Origin of the sequence: Micromonospora sp. NPDC049559 (assembly GCF_040676675.1) — a bacterium.
GTDB lineage: Bacteria > Actinomycetota > Actinomycetes > Mycobacteriales > Micromonosporaceae > JBFAPK01.
Genome location: NZ_JBFAPK010000002.1, coordinates 269573 through 285793, shown reverse-complemented (window position 1 = coordinate 285793; position 16221 = coordinate 269573). Strand labels below are relative to the sequence as shown.

General features: G+C 75.6%; 11 protein-coding genes. 8 read left to right on the top strand and 3 right to left on the bottom strand.

From position 1 onward, the window contains the following. Nucleotides 1-57: 57 nt before the first annotated feature. Complete coding sequence (locus AB0J86_RS04365) at nt 58-1308, bottom strand: helix-turn-helix domain-containing protein (protein ID WP_363852356.1); 1251 nt, start codon at nt 1306-1308, stop codon at nt 58-60. A gap of 198 nt (nt 1309-1506) precedes the next feature. Between AB0J86_RS04365 and AB0J86_RS04360 the strand changes: the two genes are divergently transcribed. The 8 genes from AB0J86_RS04360 (at nt 1507) to AB0J86_RS04325 (ending at nt 12432) form a co-directional block, all read left to right on the top strand. Beyond that, nucleotides 1507-3564: a peptidase M6 gene (locus AB0J86_RS04360; RefSeq protein ID WP_363852353.1), complete on the top strand. Its 2058-nt coding sequence runs from the start codon at nt 1507-1509 to the stop codon at nt 3562-3564. 74 nt (nt 3565-3638) lie between these two features. Next, nucleotides 3639-4820 (top strand): FAD-dependent oxidoreductase, encoded by a 1182-nt coding sequence (locus tag AB0J86_RS04355; RefSeq protein ID WP_363852350.1) that lies wholly within the window; start codon nt 3639-3641, stop codon nt 4818-4820. Then, nucleotides 4807-5103: a (2Fe-2S)-binding protein gene (locus AB0J86_RS04350; protein WP_363852347.1), complete on the top strand. Its 297-nt coding sequence runs from the start codon at nt 4807-4809 to the stop codon at nt 5101-5103. Before AB0J86_RS04355 ends, AB0J86_RS04350 begins: the two co-directional genes overlap by 14 nt. Beyond that, nucleotides 5100-6608 (top strand): NAD(P)/FAD-dependent oxidoreductase, encoded by a 1509-nt coding sequence (locus AB0J86_RS04345; RefSeq protein WP_363852344.1) that lies wholly within the window; start codon nt 5100-5102, stop codon nt 6606-6608. Before AB0J86_RS04350 ends, AB0J86_RS04345 begins: the two co-directional genes overlap by 4 nt. After that, entirely contained in the window at nt 6605-7501 is an 897-nt protein-coding gene (locus tag AB0J86_RS04340) for a dihydrodipicolinate synthase family protein (RefSeq protein ID WP_363852341.1), read from the top strand. Before AB0J86_RS04345 ends, AB0J86_RS04340 begins: the two co-directional genes overlap by 4 nt. Next, entirely contained in the window at nt 7494-8498 is a 1005-nt protein-coding gene (locus AB0J86_RS04335; protein WP_363852338.1) for a proline racemase family protein, read from the top strand. Before AB0J86_RS04340 ends, AB0J86_RS04335 begins: the two co-directional genes overlap by 8 nt. 282 nt (nt 8499-8780) lie before the next feature. Then, on the top strand, nt 8781-10724 hold the full coding sequence (locus AB0J86_RS04330) for a S8 family serine peptidase (protein WP_363852335.1): 1944 nt from the start codon (nt 8781-8783) through the stop codon (nt 10722-10724). Nucleotides 10725-10899: 175 nt separating this feature from the next. Continuing rightward, entirely contained in the window at nt 10900-12432 is a 1533-nt protein-coding gene (locus AB0J86_RS04325; protein WP_363852332.1) for an aldehyde dehydrogenase (NADP(+)), read from the top strand. Nucleotides 12433-12505: 73 nt separating this feature from the next. Here the strand turns inward: AB0J86_RS04325 and AB0J86_RS04320 are convergent, their stop codons facing one another. Further along, nucleotides 12506-14776, bottom strand: coding sequence for a beta-L-arabinofuranosidase domain-containing protein (locus AB0J86_RS04320; protein ID WP_363852329.1), 2271 nt, complete (start codon nt 14774-14776; stop codon nt 12506-12508). Between the two features lie 254 nt (nt 14777-15030). Beyond that, nucleotides 15031-16035: a LacI family DNA-binding transcriptional regulator gene (locus AB0J86_RS04315; RefSeq protein WP_363853028.1), complete on the bottom strand. Its 1005-nt coding sequence runs from the start codon at nt 16033-16035 to the stop codon at nt 15031-15033. Between the last annotated feature and the right edge of the window lie 186 nt (nt 16036-16221).

The following is a 16221-nucleotide window of genomic DNA, read 5'->3' as shown; positions in this document are numbered from 1 at the left end:
GGTGGCCGTCCCGCCCGGGGCGAGGGCGCGGCGGCCACCGCCGGCGGCCCGGTCGGCTCAGTCGGTGCCGTGGTGGCCGTTGCCCGGCCGGTAGTGGCCGCTGAGCCGGGCCAGCTTCAGCGCCAGGTGCAGGCAGAGCCGCTCGTTGCCGTCCTTGAGGTCGGTCGCGGCGAGCTGCTCCACCCGGTGCAGCCGGTAGTAGAGGGTGGTCCGGTGCAGCCGCAGCTGCTCGGCCGTGGCGTGCGCGTTCCCGGCGAGGTCCAGGTACGTCTCCAGGGTTTCCAGCAGCACCTGGTTGCCGTCCTCGCGCAGCAGCCACTCCAGCCCCGGGTGCACCCCGGCGATGTCGAGCTGCCGGCCGTCCATCCGCGACAGCATCCGGTAGATGCCGAGGTTGGCCCAGGCGACGACCCGGCCCAGCGCCGGCAGCTGCTCGCCCACCCGGGCCGAGTGCAGCGCCTCGTCGTACGAGTGCACCGCGTCGGCGAGCCGGGGCCGGGCGTCGCCGACGCCGAGCACCACGCCGGACACCGAGCCCAGGTTCCGGACCGCGTTCTCCAGCCCCTCGCGCAGGTACGCGGCGACGGCCTCGGGCGACGGGCGCCCGGCGACCTGGCCACCGCAGACCAGCAGCACGCCCTGGTCGTGCCGGAGCAGGTGCAGCGCCTCGCGCACGCCGAGCCAGCGCCGGGTGGCGACCAGGACCTGCTCCAGCGCGATCCGGGCCACCTCGTCCAGCACCTGGCCGCGGGCCGGGACGAGCCGGGCGACGACCGCGGTGACGGGCCCGTCGGCGGCGACCACCCCGTCGGTGAGCAGCGAGCGGGCCACCTCCTCGCGGGTCTCGGGGCTGTCCACCAGCAGGGTCCGGGCCGACTCGGCCTCGCGCTGCGAGGCCAGCTCGCCGAGCAGGTTCTCCCGGTAGAGGGCGAGCGACAGGTCCCCGGTGGCCCGGGTCACCACATCGATGTCGGCCTCCGTCATCCGCCCGTCGGCGTCGATGAACCAGACGAAACCGAGCAGCAGGTCCTGGTGGACGATCGGGACGCAGAGCCGGGGGAGCAGGTCCAGCTCGGGGCAGGGCGGCGTGCGTACCGGCTCCCGGGCCTTCATGATGCCCACGTCCCGGAACCACGCGATGACCTCGGGGGTGGTGTGCCGGCGCAGGATGGAGGTGCGCCGGACGTCGTCCATCACCCCGGTGTGCTCGCTGTAGACGACCACCCGCTGCCGGCGGTCCTCGATCAGCGCCGGCCGGCCGACCCGGGCCGCCACCGTGTCGACGATGCGCTGCAGCTCCAGGTTCACGCCGCCTCCTCGCCATCGATGCACACCTACCCTCCGACGCGGCCGCCCGCGCGCGCAAGGGTTGCCGGGGCGGGCCGGGCAAGTCGCGACAGGAGTCCTGATCCCGGGCGCCCGCTTCCGGCACTTGTCCGAAGACCGCCGCCCCCGCCCGCCCCTACCGTGCTTGCGGTACCACCGTGGCAGGTAGGAGGAGGTACGGTGCGCCCGCTCATCCATCGAAGTCGACTCCGCCGGCTGTCCGCCGCCGGCGTGGTGGCGGGCGTCGCGGCGGCCCTGCTCACCGGGCCCGGAACCGGGCCGGCGCAGGCCGGACCGGACGCGGCGGGACGGCCCGCCCGAGCCGCCGCCCCGTTGGACCCGCTCGACCCGCAGCGCTGGCAGGACCAGGAGACCATGACCTGGAACGACTACCGGCCGGTGCCGGGGGCGAACTGGGCCGACCCCGGCCGCGCACCCAGCCAGCGGAAGCTGCGCATCGCGCTGGTCGCCGCCGACTACCCGGACCAGCCGTTCGTCATCACCCAGCCGCGCGGCTCGGACGTGTTCGGCAACCCGCAGGCCGCCCCGGTGGCCCGCGCGGAGGTGCCCCGCTTCTACGCGAACTTCTGGGGCACGCCCAGCCAGCTCAACCACGGCCACACCGTGCACGAGTACTGGATGGAGCAGACCAACGGGCGGATCGGGGTGGAGTTCACCCCGTTCGGCCCGTACCGGCTGGCGCGCCCGCAGTACGAGTACGGCCTCAACGACATCGGGCAGAACGGGGCCGGCTGCCCGTCCGGGCACACCTGCGACGGCAACCTCGACGCGGACGTGGACGCGCTGTGGCGGGCCGACCAGGGAACCGACGTGCGCAACCGGTTCGACCTGGTGCTGCGGGTCTACGCCGGCTACGACGAGACGTCGGTCTGGCAGGAGTTCGGCGAGATGATGTTCCAGGACCGCGAGGACGTGCCCGACGCGTGGGGCCCGCCCGACCCGAACCTGCCGAACTGGGTGCGGTCCCGCTACGTCGAGTGGACCTCCTGGAAGGCCGGCGCCCAGCTCTGGGGCTCGTCCAGCATGCGGCAGGGGGAGAGCTCCGGCACCATCACCCACGAGATCGCGCACACCTTCGGCATCGCCGACAACAACAACAATCCGTACGTCTCGCCGTACCGGCGGGTCGGCTCGGGCCCCTGGGACGTGATGGACCGGGGTTCGTTCAACGGACCGGGCGGCCCGCACCAGCGCTGGGTGGTACCGGCCAGTCAGGGCGCCGCCATGCCGGCCGGGCAGACGCTGCGCAGCAAGCTCAAGCTCGGCCACGTCGACGAGGCGCAGGTGGTGCGCCTCTCCCGGGAGGCGCTGCGGACCAGCGGGGTGGCGGTGATCCGGGTCAGGGCGCGCTCGGCCGTGCCCGGCGCCGCCGACGTGCAGGGCGTACGGATCGGGATGGACCGCGACCTCACCCCGAACTGCGACATCGACGCCGACCCGCGCTGCCCCGGCAGCCCGGTCTACGACTTCTACAGCCTCGAAACCGTGCAGCGGATCGGGGCGGACTCGTTCACCCCGGACAACGGGGTGCTGATCGCCAAGAACAAGACCGCCGAGACCAACACCTGCGGCTACACCTGCTTCACCTGGGTGGTCGACGCCAACCCGCAGGACATCGACCTGGTCGACTACTACCGGCCCGACGGCACCCCGGTGAAGCGTACGGTGGCCGACTACCGGCAGCTCAACGACGCGCTGTTCCACGCCGGCACCCGCTCGGGCAGCGAGTACGAGTACGTCGACCAGGCGAACCGGCTGCACTTCTACGTGATCGACCGGCAGGTCGGCGCGGACGGCGTGCTGTCGTACACGGTGGCGGTCCGGCACCTCGACGGGGCGGGCCCGTCGCCGCGCGGCGTCGCCCTCGCGAGCCGGGGCGCCCCCGGCGGCGGCGACCCCACCGGCACCGGCGCGACCTGCCGCTTCGCCCTCACCAACACCGGCCGGTACGCCGGCGGCGGGCAGGGCCACCCGGAGGACGTCTCGGCGTACCTGACCTCGGACGTCTACCGGCTGTCGGCCCGGGTCAGCGGCGCCGGCTGGAGCGTCGTGCTGCCCAACGAGCTGACCACCGCCCAGTTCGGCCGCTCCGTGGACGTCACGGCGGTCGCGACGGCCGGCGCCTCGGCGGCGAGCAGCGGCGTGGTCACCCTGACCGCCCGGTCGGAGAGCGACCCGAGCAGGACGGCGACCGCCACCTGCCGGATCTCGAAGTAGCGAACGGCCGGACCGCCGCCGCGCCGGGTCGGCGGCGCGGGCGGTCCGGCCCCGGTCGACGGGGGGAGGCGGAGATGGCACGGGTTTTCGACGTGGCGATAGTCGGCGCCGGCATCGTCGGGGCGGCCTGCGCATACGCCTGCGCGCGGCGCGGGCTGTCCGTGGTGGTGTTGGAACGGGCCGGCCTGCTGGCCGGCGCCACCGGCTCCGGCGAGGGGAACCTGCTGGTGTCGGACAAGCTGCCCGGCCCGGAGCTGGAGCTGGCGCTGCTGAGCAACGCGCTCTGGCGGCGCTGGGCCGCCGAACTGGCCGGCCGGTACGGCGACCTCGAACTGGAGCCGAAGGGCGGGCTGGTGGTCACCGCCACGGCCGCCGGCCTCGCCCGACTGCGGGCCACGGCCGACGACCAGGCCGCGGCCGGGGTACGCGTCGAGCCGGTCGACGCGGACGGCCTGCGCGAGCACGAGCCGGCCATCGCGCCCGGGCTGGCCGGCGGCGTCCGCTACCCGCAGGACATGCAGCTCATGCCGGCGCGGGCGGCCGTCGCGCTGCTGGCCGCGGCCCGGGACCGGGGCGCCGACGTCCGGCTGCGCACCGAGGTCACCGCGCTGCGCCGGGACGCCACCGGCGCGGTGACCGGGGTGGAGACCGGCGCCGGCCCGGTGACCGCCCGGCGCGTGGTGAACGCGGCCGGAGCCTGGGCGGGTGAGCTGGCCGGCCCGCTCGGCGCCGCCGTGCCGGTCACCCCGCGCCGCGGGTTCATCCTGGTCACCGAGCCGATACCGCCGCTGGTCCGGCACAAGGTCTACTCCGCCGACTACCTGGAGAACGTGGCCAGCGACGACGCCGGGCTGCAGAACTCCACGGTGGTCGAGGGCACCCCGGCCGGAACCATCCTGATCGGCGCCACCCGGGAGCTGGTCGGCTTCGACCGGCGACCCAACCCCGAGGCGGTACGCCGGCTCGCCCGGGGCGCGGTACGGCTCTTCCCGGCCCTGGCCCGGGTCCGCCTGCTCCGCGTCTACCACGGCTTCCGGCCGTTCTCGCCGGACCACCTGCCGGTGCTCGGGCCCGATCCGCGCGCGCCGGGTCTGGTGCACGCGCACGGGCACGAGGGCGCGGGCATCGGGCTGGCGCCGGTCACCGGCCACCTGGTCGCCCAGGTCGTCACCGGCGAGGCGCCCGACGTGGACCTGCGCCCCTTCGACCCGTCCCGGTTCGCCGTCGCGGAGGGGAGTTCCCGTGCCGCCGCCTGACGCCGGTACCGCCCCGGCCGGGTTCACCATCACCGTCGACGGCGAGCCGGTGCCCGTACGCGCCGGCCAGACCGTGGCGGGGGCGCTGCTGGCGGCCGGCCGGCGGACGACCCGGTTCACCCGCTTCGGCGAGCGGCCCCGCGGCGTCTTCTGCGGCATCGGCGTCTGCTTCGACTGCCTCGTCACGCACAACGGGGTACCGGGCGTGCGCGCCTGCCTGGAACCGGCCGCCCCCGGCGACACCGTACGCACCCAGCACGGCGCCGGGGAGGTACGGACATGACGGGCCGCGCGGCGGGGCGGCTGGTCGTCGTCGGCGCCGGGCCGGCCGGGCTCGCCGCGGCGGTCGCGGCGGCGGACGCGGGGGCCACGGTCACCGTGGTGGACCTGGGGCAGCGCCCCGGCGGCCAGTACCTCCGCCAGCCGCTCGTGGCCGGGGTGCCGCCGGCGCGGCACTCCCGCCGGGCCGAGACGCTGCTGGGCCGGGCCCTGGCGCACCGGCGGATCACCTTCCTCGCCCGGCACCAGGTCTGGTGGGCCGGCACCGACGCCACCCCGGCCGACGGCGCCGCGCCACCGGCGCCCGGCGCCGGACCTGCCGGCGGCGCCCCGGCGCCCGGCGCCGGACCGCACGGCGGCACCTCGGCGCCCGGCGGGGTCACGCTGCGGCTGCTCGGACCGGCCGGGCCGGTGACGCTCACGGCACCCGCGGTGGTGCTGGCCCCCGGCGGGTACGACCGGGTGGTGCCCTTCCCCGGCTGGGACCTGCCGGGCGTGGTCACCGCCGGCGCCGCCCAGGCGCTGGCCAAGGGGCAGGGCGTGCTGGTGGGCCGGCGGGTGCTGGTGGCCGGCACCGGTCCGTTCCTGCTCACCGTGGCGGCCGGCCTCGCGCGGGCCGGCGCGCGGGTGGCGGCGGTGGTCGAGGCCGCACCGCTGCGCCGCTGGGCCCGCCAGCCCCGGGCCGTCGTGGGCGCGCCCGGCAAGCTCGTCGAGGCGGCCCGCTACCTGGCGACGCTGCGCCGGTACGGCGTGCCGGTCCGGCGCGGCCGGGCGGTCACCGAGGTTACCCCCGACGGCGACGGGCTGCGCGCCACGATCCGGCGGGTGGACGCCGGCTGGCGGCCGGCCGGCGGCGGGACCCGGACCGCCCGGGTGGACGCCGTCTGCGTGGGACACGGCTTCACTCCCTCGATCGAGCTGGCCGTCGCGCTCGGCTGCGCCACCCGGGTCGACCCGGCCGACGGCAGCCCCGTGGTGGCCGTGGACGGGCTGGGCCGCAGCAGCGTGCCCGGGGTCCTGGTGGCCGGGGAGGCGACCGGGGTGGGCGGCGCCGAGCTGGCCATCAGCACCGGGGAGCTGGCCGGGCTGGCCGCCGCGCACCGGCTCGGGCTGCTGGACGACGCCGCGCTGGCCCGTACCGCCGCCCCGGCGCTGCGCCGGGCCGCCGGGCAGCGGCGCTTCGCCGCCGCGCTGCACCGGGCGTACCCGGTGCCGGACGGCTGGACCGGCTGGCTGCGGCCGGAGACCGTGCTCTGCCGCTGCGAGGAGGTCACCGCCGGCGAACTGCGCGGTGCGGTGCGGCGGTACGGGGTGGACGACGTCCGCGCGCTGAAGCTGGTCACCCGGATCGGCATGGGGCCGTGCCAGGGGCGCGTCTGCGGGCGGGCGGCCACCTGCCTGCTCGCCGCCGCCTCCGGCCGCGACCAGCCGCCCGAAGCCTTCGCCAACCGTCAGATCGTCATGCCGGTACCGCTGGGTGCCGTCGCCGAGGAGGGAACACCCCAGTGACAGTTCACAAGCCCTGGCAGGGTGTCGTCGTCGCGATCCCCACGCCGTTCCGCGACGACCTCTCGGTCGACTTCGACCGGCTCCAGGAACACGTCCGCTGGCTCGCCGAGGAGGGCTGTCACGGCGTGACGCCCTGCGGCTCGCTGGGCGAGTACCAGAGCCTCACCGACGCCGAGCGCGCCGACGTGGTACGGGCCGCCGTGGAGGCCGCGCCGGAGGGCTGCGCGGTCGTGCCCGGCGTCGGCGGGTACGGCAGCCGCCAGTCCCGCCGCTGGGCGGAGCAGGCCCGGGACGCGGGCGCGGACGCGGTGCTGGCCCTGCCGCCGAACGCGTACGTGGCCCGGGAGTCCGACGTCGTCGCGCACTACCGCGAGGTGGCCGCGGTCGGGCTGCCCGTGGTCGCGTACAACAACCCGTTCGACACCCGGGTGGACCTGACCCCGGAGCTGCTCGCCACCATCGCCGAGACGGACGGCGTGGTCGCGGTCAAGGAGTTCAGCCAGGACGTCCGGCGGGTGCACCGCATCCGCGACCTCGCCCCGCACCTGGACGTGCTCGCGGGCGCCGACGACGTCCTGCTGGAACTGGTCGTCTGCGGGGCGACGGGGTGGATCGCGGGCCTGCCGAACGCGCTGCCCCGGGTCTCCGTACGCCTCTTCGAGCTGTGCCGGGCGCGTGACCTGGACGGGGCCCTGCCGCTCTACGCCGAGCTGCACCCCATCTTCGGCTGGGACTCGAAGCCGGAGTTCGTCCAGGCGATCAAGGTGGCGATGGAGTCCGCCGGCCGGTACGGCGGCCCGTGCCGCCCGCCGCGCGGCGCGCTCACCCCGGCGGCCCGGGAGCAGGTGCGCCGGGACATGGAGCGGGCGATGAAGGCCGACGCCGATGCGTAGCCGGCTCGTGCTGCACGCGGTCGACTCGCACACCGAGGGGATGCCGACCCGGGTCGTCACCGGCGGGGTCGGCGTCCTGCCGGGGGAGACCATGCTGGAGCGCAAGCTGCTCTTCGAGCGGGACCGCGACGGCCTACGCCGGCTGCTGATGTGCGAACCGCGCGGGCACTCCGCGATGTCCGGGGCGATCCTGCAGCCGCCGACCCGGCCGGACGCCGACGTCGGCGTGCTCTTCATCGAGGTCTCCGGCTGCCTGCCGATGTGCGGGCACGGCACCATCGGGGTGGCCACGGTGCTGGTCGAGACCGGGATGGTGCCCGTGGTCGAGCCGGTCACCACCATCCGGCTGGACACCCCGGCCGGGCTGGTCTCGGTCGACGTGGCGGTACGCGACGGCCGGGCGACCGCCGTGACGCTGCGCAACGTGCCCGCGTTCCTGCTCGCGGCCGACCGGAAGGTGCAGGTGGGCGGGGAGATCGGCACGATCCGGTACGACATGGCGTTCGGCGGCAACTTCTACGCCATCGTGGAGGCCGCCGACCTGGGCCTGCCGGTGGAGCCGGAGACCGTACCGGAGCTGATCCGCCGTGGCCTGCTGATCATGGACGCGATCAACGAGCAGGCGCCGCCCCGGCACCCGACCATGCCCGCCATCGACGACTGCCGCCACGTGCAGATCGTCCAGCCCGGTACCGACGGCGCGGACGCGCGCAACGCCGTGGTCATCCATCCCGGCTGGGTGGACCGCTCGCCGTGCGGCACCGGTACCTCGGCCCGGATGGCGCAGCGGCACGCCCGTGGCCTGCTGCCACTGGACACCCCGTTCGTCAACGAGTCGCCGATCGGGACCCGCTTCACCGGCCGGCTGGTGGCCACCACGACCGTCGGCGACCTGCCGGCGGTGGTGCCCACGGTGACCGGCCGGGCCTGGATCACCGGCACCGCCCAGTACCTGCTCGACCCGGAGGACCCGTTCCCGGAGGGCTTCCGGGTCTGACCGTCGCCGCGCGTCCCGGCCGACCACAACCGGCCGGGAGGGACGGTCCGCCGCCGACACCGCCGCACCAGCCTTTCGCCCGTTCCACCGGCACCACGGCACCACACCGTTTCGCCCGCCTCACCGTTCCGCCCGGTTCGCCCCGCCGGTCCGCCGCCCGCACCACACCGTTCCGCCCGCACCGCCGTCCCGTCCGGTTCGCCCCACCGGCCGGCGACGCGACGCGGCCGGAGCGGTACCTGGAACAGCATCGGCACATCCCCGCGGTAAGGAGGAACGTCCATGGCCAACCGACTCATGCTCGCCGCAGCGCTGGGCGCGCTCGCCGTCTCGGGCGCCGCCGTCACCGGCCAACCCGGTCCCGCCGAGGCCGCCGCCTCGGCGGTACGGCTGCCGGTGGTGCTGCCCGAGCGGATCAACCTCGCCGGCTCCGGACACGTACCGGTCGCGGTGCTCGGCAGCGCCGCGCTCGACGTCGGGCAGCTGGATCCGGCGCGGCTCCGGCTCGGCGGCCCGAGCGGCGGCGGCGCCCCCGTCGCCCGTACCGCCGCCGGGCCGCTCGGCTCGATCGGCGACACCAACGGCGACGGCCGCGACGACCTGGTGCTCTTCTTCGACAAGGCGGAGCTGCGGGCGGCCGGCTCGCTCAGCGCCGGCACCGCCGAACTGGCGCTCGCCGGTCCGCTGCGCGACGGCCGCCCGGCGCGCGGCGCGGACCGGGTCGCGTTCGAGGTCGTCCTGGAGGTCAAGTTCGCCGAGCCGCTGCGGGTTCGGGGCGAGAACTCCGGGCTGCGCAGCGCGACCGGGCGGGACCTGGCACCGGTCCGGGCGCTGCTCGACCGGTACCGCGCCCGGCAGGTCACGCCGCTGGTGCCCGGCGAGACCGTCGACCGGCTCGCCGCGCTGGCCACCCGGGCCCGGGAGCGTACCGGCCGGCCCGCGCCCGACCTGGCCTCCTGGTACCACCTCACCCTGCCGTCCGAGGTGGACGCCGCCACGGTCCTCGCGCAGCTGCGCGCCCGGCCGGAGGTGGCCGACGCGTACCCGGCGCCCGAGCCCGCCCCGCCGCCCGGCGCGGTGTCCGGCCGCGCCACGCCCACCGGCCCGGCGGGCGGCGCCGCACCGGACGGCGCCGCACCGGACGGCGCCGCACCGGACAGTGCCGCACCGGACAGTGCCGCACCGTCCGACGTGCGGCCGGCGGCCACCCCGGACTTCCGGTCCATGCAGGGGTACCTGCGCCCGGCCCCGCAGGGCATCGACGCGGACTTCGCCAGCCGGGACCCGCGGGCCCGGGGCGCGGGAATCCGGGTGGTCGACCTGGAGTACGACTGGAACCCGTTCCACGAGGACCTGCAGCTCGACTGGAGCAGCGACCTCGGCGGCACCCGGTACCCGCGCTACACCGGCTTCGCCGACGAACACGGCACGGCGGTCTTCGGCGAGATCGTCGCCCGGGACAACGCGTACGGGGTCACCGGCGGCGCCCCAGCGGCCACGATGTACGGCATCTCGCCGGTCCAGCAGGTCAACCCGAACCAGACCAGCTACCGTCCGGCCGCGGCCATGGCGTACGCCGCCCAGTTCCTCTCGCCCGGTGACGTGTTCCTGATCGAACAGCAGACGGTGGGGCCGAACGGCGGGACGCGGTACGTGCCGATCGAGTGGAACCAGGCCAACTTCGACGCCACCCAGCTGCTCACCCAGCTCGGTATCGTGGTCGTGGCGACCGGTGGCAACGGCGGCGACAACCTCGACGGGCCCGAGTTCCTCGGCCGGTTCGACCGTACCGTCCGGGACTCGGGGGCGATCGTCGTCGGCGCGGGCAGCAGCACCGCCCGGGAGCGGCTGAACTTCTCGGTCTACGGCTCCCGGCTGGACCTACAGGGCTGGGGGCAGAACATCACCACGACCGGCAGCAACGGCAACCTCCAGGGCGGGACGGATCCGGCCTCGCGGAACATCCGCTACACCCGATCCTTCGGCGGTACCTCCGGCGCCGGGCCGATCGTGACGGCCGCCGTCGCCGCGATCCAGTCCTACCTGAAGGCCACCGGCCGGGGCGTCTGGACCGGTGACCAGCTGGTCGAGCTGCTTCGGGCGACCGGTACGCCGCAGGGCTCCGGCACCGCCGGGCAGCGGATCGGTCCGCTGCCGAACCTGCGGGCGGCGCTGGCGCGGATCGAGGCCGGTACCCCGGCCACCGCGGCGCCCGCCGGCCGATGAACCACGGTAGCTAGAGCTCGCCCCGACCAGGGGCGGGCACGTTCCGGCCGGGCCCGGCGGCGGGCCCGGCCGGAACGTGCGACGAGAACGGGTACGCGACGGGACGTCACGCGGCAGAGACGCCGCGCGACGGCGACGGGTACCCGACGACGAGCCACGAGACGAGAGGTACGCGGTGCGGGCAGAGGACCACGACCAGGGAATGGATCCGTCGACCGGGCAGCCGGTGGGCGCGCCGGTGGGGCACACCCCGATCGAGGAGGTGGACCGGCTGTGCCGGGCGGCGGCGACGGCCGCGCCGGCCCTCGCCGCGTTCTCCCCACCGGACCGGGCCGCGCTGCTGCGGGCGCTCGGCGCCGCGTTGGAGGCGCACCGGGACGAGGTCGTCGCGCTGGCCGACCGGGAGACCGGGCTCGGCGCCGCGCGGCTGGCCGGCGAGCTGACCCGCTGCGTGGTGCAGTTCGAGCTCTTCGCCGCCGCGCTGGAGGAGGGGTCGATCCTGGAGGCGGTGCTCGATCCGGCGGATCCGTCCGCCCGACCCGCGCCCCGCCCCGACCTGCGCCGGATGCTGCTGCCGCTCGGCCCGGTCGCGGTCTTCGCGGCGAGCAACTTCCCGCTGGCGTTCTCGGTACCGGGTGGCGACACGGCGAGCGCCCTCGCCGCCGGCTGCCCGGTGATCGTGAAGGCGCACCCCGGGCACCCGGCCCTCTCGGTCCTGTGCGCGCGGATCGTCGCCGACGCCCTCGCCGCGGCCGGCGCGCCGGCCGGCTCGTTCGCGCTGGTGCACGGCGTCGAGGCGGGGCGGGCGTTGGTCGTCCACCCGGCGGTCACCGCCGTCGGGTTCACCGGCTCGGTGGCCGGTGGACGGGCCCTGTTCGACCTGGCCGCCGGCCGGCCGGATCCGATCCCGTTCTACGGGGAGCTGGGCTCGCTGAACCCGGTGGTGGTCACGGCGGGCGCGCTGGCCCGGCGGGCCGAGGCCGTCGTGGCCGGCTTCGTCGGATCGTTCACGTTGGGCGCGGGGCAGTTCTGCACGAAACCGGGGCTGCTCCTCCTGCCGGCCGGCCACGGTCTGACCGGCGCGCTGGCCGACGCGGCCGGGGCCGTGGCGGTGGGTCCGCTGCTCAACGCGCGGATCCGGGACGCCTACCTCGCCGAGACGGAGGCGTTGGCGGCGCTGCCGGGGGTACGGACGATCTCTCCGGGTCCGGCGCCGGACGGCGCGGGATACCGGGTGGCCCCCCGGCTGTTCGCGGTCGGCGCGGCCGACCTGGTGGCCCGGGCGGACCGGCTGCTGGAGGAGTGCTTCGGCCCGGCCGCCCTGGTGGTGGAGTACGCCGACCGGGCCGAGCTGGACAAGGTCTTCGCCGCGCTGCCCGGCGGGTTGACCGCGACCGTCCACGCCGAGCTGCCCGCCGAGGCCGAGCTGGCCCGGCACCTGGTCGCGCACTGCGTCGCCCGTTCCGGCCGGGTCATCTGGGACGGCTGGCCGACCGGCGTGGCGGTGACCTGGGCGATGCAGCACGGCGGCCCCTGGCCGGCGACCACGGGCTCGGTGCACACCTCCGTCGGCGTGACCGCCGTGCGCCGCTTCCAACGACCGGTCGCCTACCAGAACCTGCCACAGGAGCTGCTGCCGCCGGAGCTGCGGGACGGCAACCCGCTCGGCATCGTCCGCCGGGTCGACGGCGTCCTCGGCCTCGCCTGAGCCGCCCGACCGCCCGACCGCCCGACCGCCGGCACCGCGTACGGTGCCGGCGGTGCGGTTCCGGGCGGACCGGTCAGACCCGCAGGTCCGGTTCGGCGGCCTCGGCGCTGTCGAGGATGGCCGAGCGCTCGTCCTGGCTGTATCGGCCGTCGCGGACCCAGTCGGCCGCTGCCCGGCGTACCGCGGCGAGGAAGGCGCGGTGGTTCGGGAAGGGCGCGTGGGACCAGACCTCGTCGAGGAAGGCGGTGCCGTCGCGCTCCTGGTTGGCCACCCCGGAGTCGTGCGAGCCGAAGACGACCGTCGGTTCGGCGCGCCGGAAGTAGATGTGCTGTGGCTCGGCGTCGCCGACGTAGAGCGGGCGGAGGGTGTGCCCGTTCGTGGTGAACGCACCGGCCGCCGCCGGCTGGAACGCGGGGCCGAGGTCGCCGTCGAGCCGGACGTGCCGGTAGAAGGAGAATTCCCGGTACGTCCGCTCGGCGCTCAGCGTGGCCAGCACCACGGGGCCGTGAAAGACGGTCTGTGTCGCCGGGCTGTCCAGGGCCTGCTCCACCCGCAGCCCGAACGGCAGCTCGATCCGGACCGTGTCGCCGGTCCGCCAGTGCCGGCGCAGCCGCAGGTAGCGACCGGGGGTCTTCGGCTCGCGCACCTCCCGGCCGTTGACCCGGACTCGGGCGCCGTCCGCCCAGGCGGGTACGCGCAGCATGAGGTCGAACCGGGCGCTGCCGGTGATGGTCAGGGTGCTGCCCTGCTCGCGCGGGAAGTCGGTGGTCTGGGTGACCCGGATGCCGCGCTCGCGCCAGTCGAGCGTCGAGCCGACGAAGAGGTTGACGTAGAGCCGGGCGTCGTCCGCGGACCGGAAGTAGACGGACTCCTGGTACTTGGTGTGGTTCTCCAGGCCGGTACCGCCGCAGCAGGTGCCCGTGTTGCCGTAGCCGCGGGTGCTGCCGGGGCTCAGCGGCAGGAAGTAGACGACGTTGGGGCTGCTCGTGCTGTCGGCGTCGCGCCGCGAGCCGAGGATGTGGTTGACCAGGGCCCGCTCGTAGTAGTCGACGTACGCCGGGTCCGGGTCGTGGAAGAAGAGGTTCCGGGCCATCTTGAGCAGGTTGTACGACGTGCAGGTCTCCGCCCCGTTGCCGGCGATCGAGCCGGCGATGTTGCCCCGGGGCTGGAAGAGTTCGGCGTTCGTGTTGGCCGGCAGCCCGGGCGCCTCGGGCCAGGTGCCGCTCGTGCCGCCGTGGGCGTACATCCGGTGCGGCACGACCATGTGCCAGAAGTTGCGCGCGGCGGCGTAGTAGTCGCGCTCCCCGGAGCGGTCGAAGACGCGCAGGTAGCCGAGAAACTGCGGGACGTGGGTGTTGGCGTGCAGGCGGGTGAGGACGTCCCGGTCCTCGACGCACGCGTCGAAGAGCGACTGCCGGTTGTCGAAGCACCGGGCGGCGACGAGGTACCGCTCCTCGCCCGTGATCGCGTGCAGGTCGGCCAGGACCTCGTTCATCGCACCGTACTCGCCGGCGATGTAGCTGGCCCACATCCGGTTCAGCGTCTCCCGGGGCAGCACCGACAGGCGGCTGTGCACCCAGTCCGCCATCCCGGTCGCCACCTCCAGTGCCTGCTCGTTGCCGGTGAGCAGGTACGCGTCGAGCAGCCCGCGCATGATCTTGTGGCAGGTGTAGTACGGCGCCCAGATCGTCGGGTAGGTGGCGAACGATTCCAGCAGCACGAACTGCGTCTCCGGGTACGCCGCCAGGAAGCCCGGGTGGCTGTAGCGCCCGCTGGCGGCCATGGCCTGCTGGCACTTCGCCAACTCGGCCACGATGTGGTCGAGCTTGTCGCGGAAGGCGGTGTCGCGGGTGGCGGCGTACGCCTGGGCGAAGAGCGTCATCAGGTGACCGCTGTAGTGCCCGCGCAGGTTGCCGGTCGCGTCGTCCCAGCCGCCGGGCGGCGACGAGCCCTCGGGCAGCGGCAGTTCGGCGGTGACCCGGAAGTTGTGCAGCACCCGGTCGGCGGGGTAGGCCGCGGCGAACCGCAGCACCCGGTCGCGTTTTTCGGCGAAGACCGTACCGTCGGCGAGCGTCACCCGGTCGAGCGCGAACGGCTTGACGGTCCAGCGCGGGTTGGCGTCGAGGAACTCCGCCTGCCGGGGCGCCCGCGGTGCCGGCGTGCCGGCGGCCCGGGTCGCCGTGCCGGTGGCCGCCCCGGACCGGGCCGGGCCGTCCGCCGGTCCGCCGTCGCCGCCGGCCAGGGCGGGCGCGGCGGCGCTCGTGGTGAGCAGCGCGCCGACCGCGGCGGCGCCGCCGATCCGCAGCGCCGAGCGCCGGTTGATCGCTGGTTGCTCCGAAGTCACGGGTACCTCCTGGCGGTGGTGGGATTGTGAGCGCTAACAAACACCTCGTGAGGATTGCTGTCCGGCCGGACCGGCTCCTGTGGAATCTAGTGACCCGCGCGCCGCGACCCATCGAGCAGTTGTCGAAAAGACCGGCGGCGCCGATAGGACGTCTGCCGCGAGCTGCGCGCGGCCGGTTCGGCACGGGGCCGGGCCGGCCGCGCGGGCGGACGCGGCACGGCGCCGGGCGGCCGGGTCCGGTGCGCGCGTCCGGATCAGGCGCGGCGGCCGGCGGGCGGCGCGGTGCTGGCCCGGAGGGTGAGTTCGGGGGCGAGCACCACGTGCTGGGGCGGTCGCGGATCACGCTGCCGGCCGATCCCGCTGAGCAGCAGGGCGAGGCTGCGGCGGCCGAGTTCGGCGAAGTCCTGCCGGACGGTGGTCAGCGGCGGCAGGTAGTACGCGGAGTCCGGGGTGTCGTCGAAGCCGACGACGCTGACCTGCTCGGGCACCCGGCGGCCGGCCTCGTGCAGGGCGCGGAGCGCGCCGAGGGCGAGCTGGTCGTTGGCGCAGAAGATGGCGGTGACCGCGGGATCCCGGGCGAGGCGGCTGCCCTGCTCGTAGCCCGATCGCGCGGTCCAGGTGGCGGGCGCGACCGGCGGGACGGCGGCGCCGGCCGCGTAGAGGGTCTGCCGCCACCCCTCGACGCGTTCGCGCGCCTCCGGCCAGTCGGCGGGTCCGGCGATGTGGTGCACGGTCGGGTGCCCGAGGTCGAGCAGGTGCTGGGTGGCGAGCCGGGCCCCGGCGGTGTTGTCGATGCGTACCGTCGCGCTCGCGTCGGTCTCGGTGCCGCCGCCGACCGCCACCGTGGGCAGCCCGGCGGGGGTGTGGTGCAGGCCGTTGGTGACGGTGGGCTTGGGCGCGATCGCGACGATGCCCTCGACGGACTGCTGGCATAGCCGGTCCACGGCGTCGAGCACCGAGGCGCGTTCGAGGTCGGGAATGGTGGCGACGGTGACGAAGTAGCCGGCCTGCCGGGCCGCGTCCTCGATCCCGTAGAGCATCGAGGCGGGACCGAAGAGGGTGGTCTCGAAGCCGATGATGCCGAGCGTGCGGGACCGGCGGGTGACCAGCGTGCGGGCGGCGAGGTTGCGGCGGTAGTTGAGGGCCCGCATCGCGTCGAGGACGCGTAGCCGGGTCTCCTGGCGGACGTTCGGGTGGTTGTTGAGCACCCGGGAGACCGTCTGGTGCGACACGCCGGCGAGTCGCGCGACGTCGCGCATGACGGAGCCGCGGGGCCGGACGGGCGCGGCGTCGCCCGTTTCGATGCCGCCGGTCGGCGGAGGGTCTGCTGTCACCTGTGCTCCCTGCTCTCGCTGTTAGCGATCACACCCGTGCCGCCCCGACCGTCGGCGTGCCGGACCCGCCGCGACGGGCCACCCCACGCATGCGCCCGCCGAGCGCAAAAG

What these genes read in the sequence shown, in the direction of transcription:
- AB0J86_RS04335 (WP_363852338.1), top strand. Translation starts at nt 7,494, where the DNA reads ATGCGTAGCCGGCTCGTGCTGCACGCGGTCGACTCGCACACCGAGGGG.
- AB0J86_RS04330 (WP_363852335.1), top strand. Translation starts at nt 8,781, where the DNA reads ATGGCCAACCGACTCATGCTCGCCGCAGCGCTGGGCGCGCTCGCCGTC.
- AB0J86_RS04345 (WP_363852344.1), top strand. Translation starts at nt 5,100, where the DNA reads ATGACGGGCCGCGCGGCGGGGCGGCTGGTCGTCGTCGGCGCCGGGCCG.
- AB0J86_RS04315 (WP_363853028.1), bottom strand. Translation starts at nt 16,035, where the DNA reads ATGCGCGACGTCGCGCGACTCGCCGGCGTGTCGCACCAGACGGTCTCC.
- AB0J86_RS04355 (WP_363852350.1), top strand. Translation starts at nt 3,639, where the DNA reads ATGGCACGGGTTTTCGACGTGGCGATAGTCGGCGCCGGCATCGTCGGG.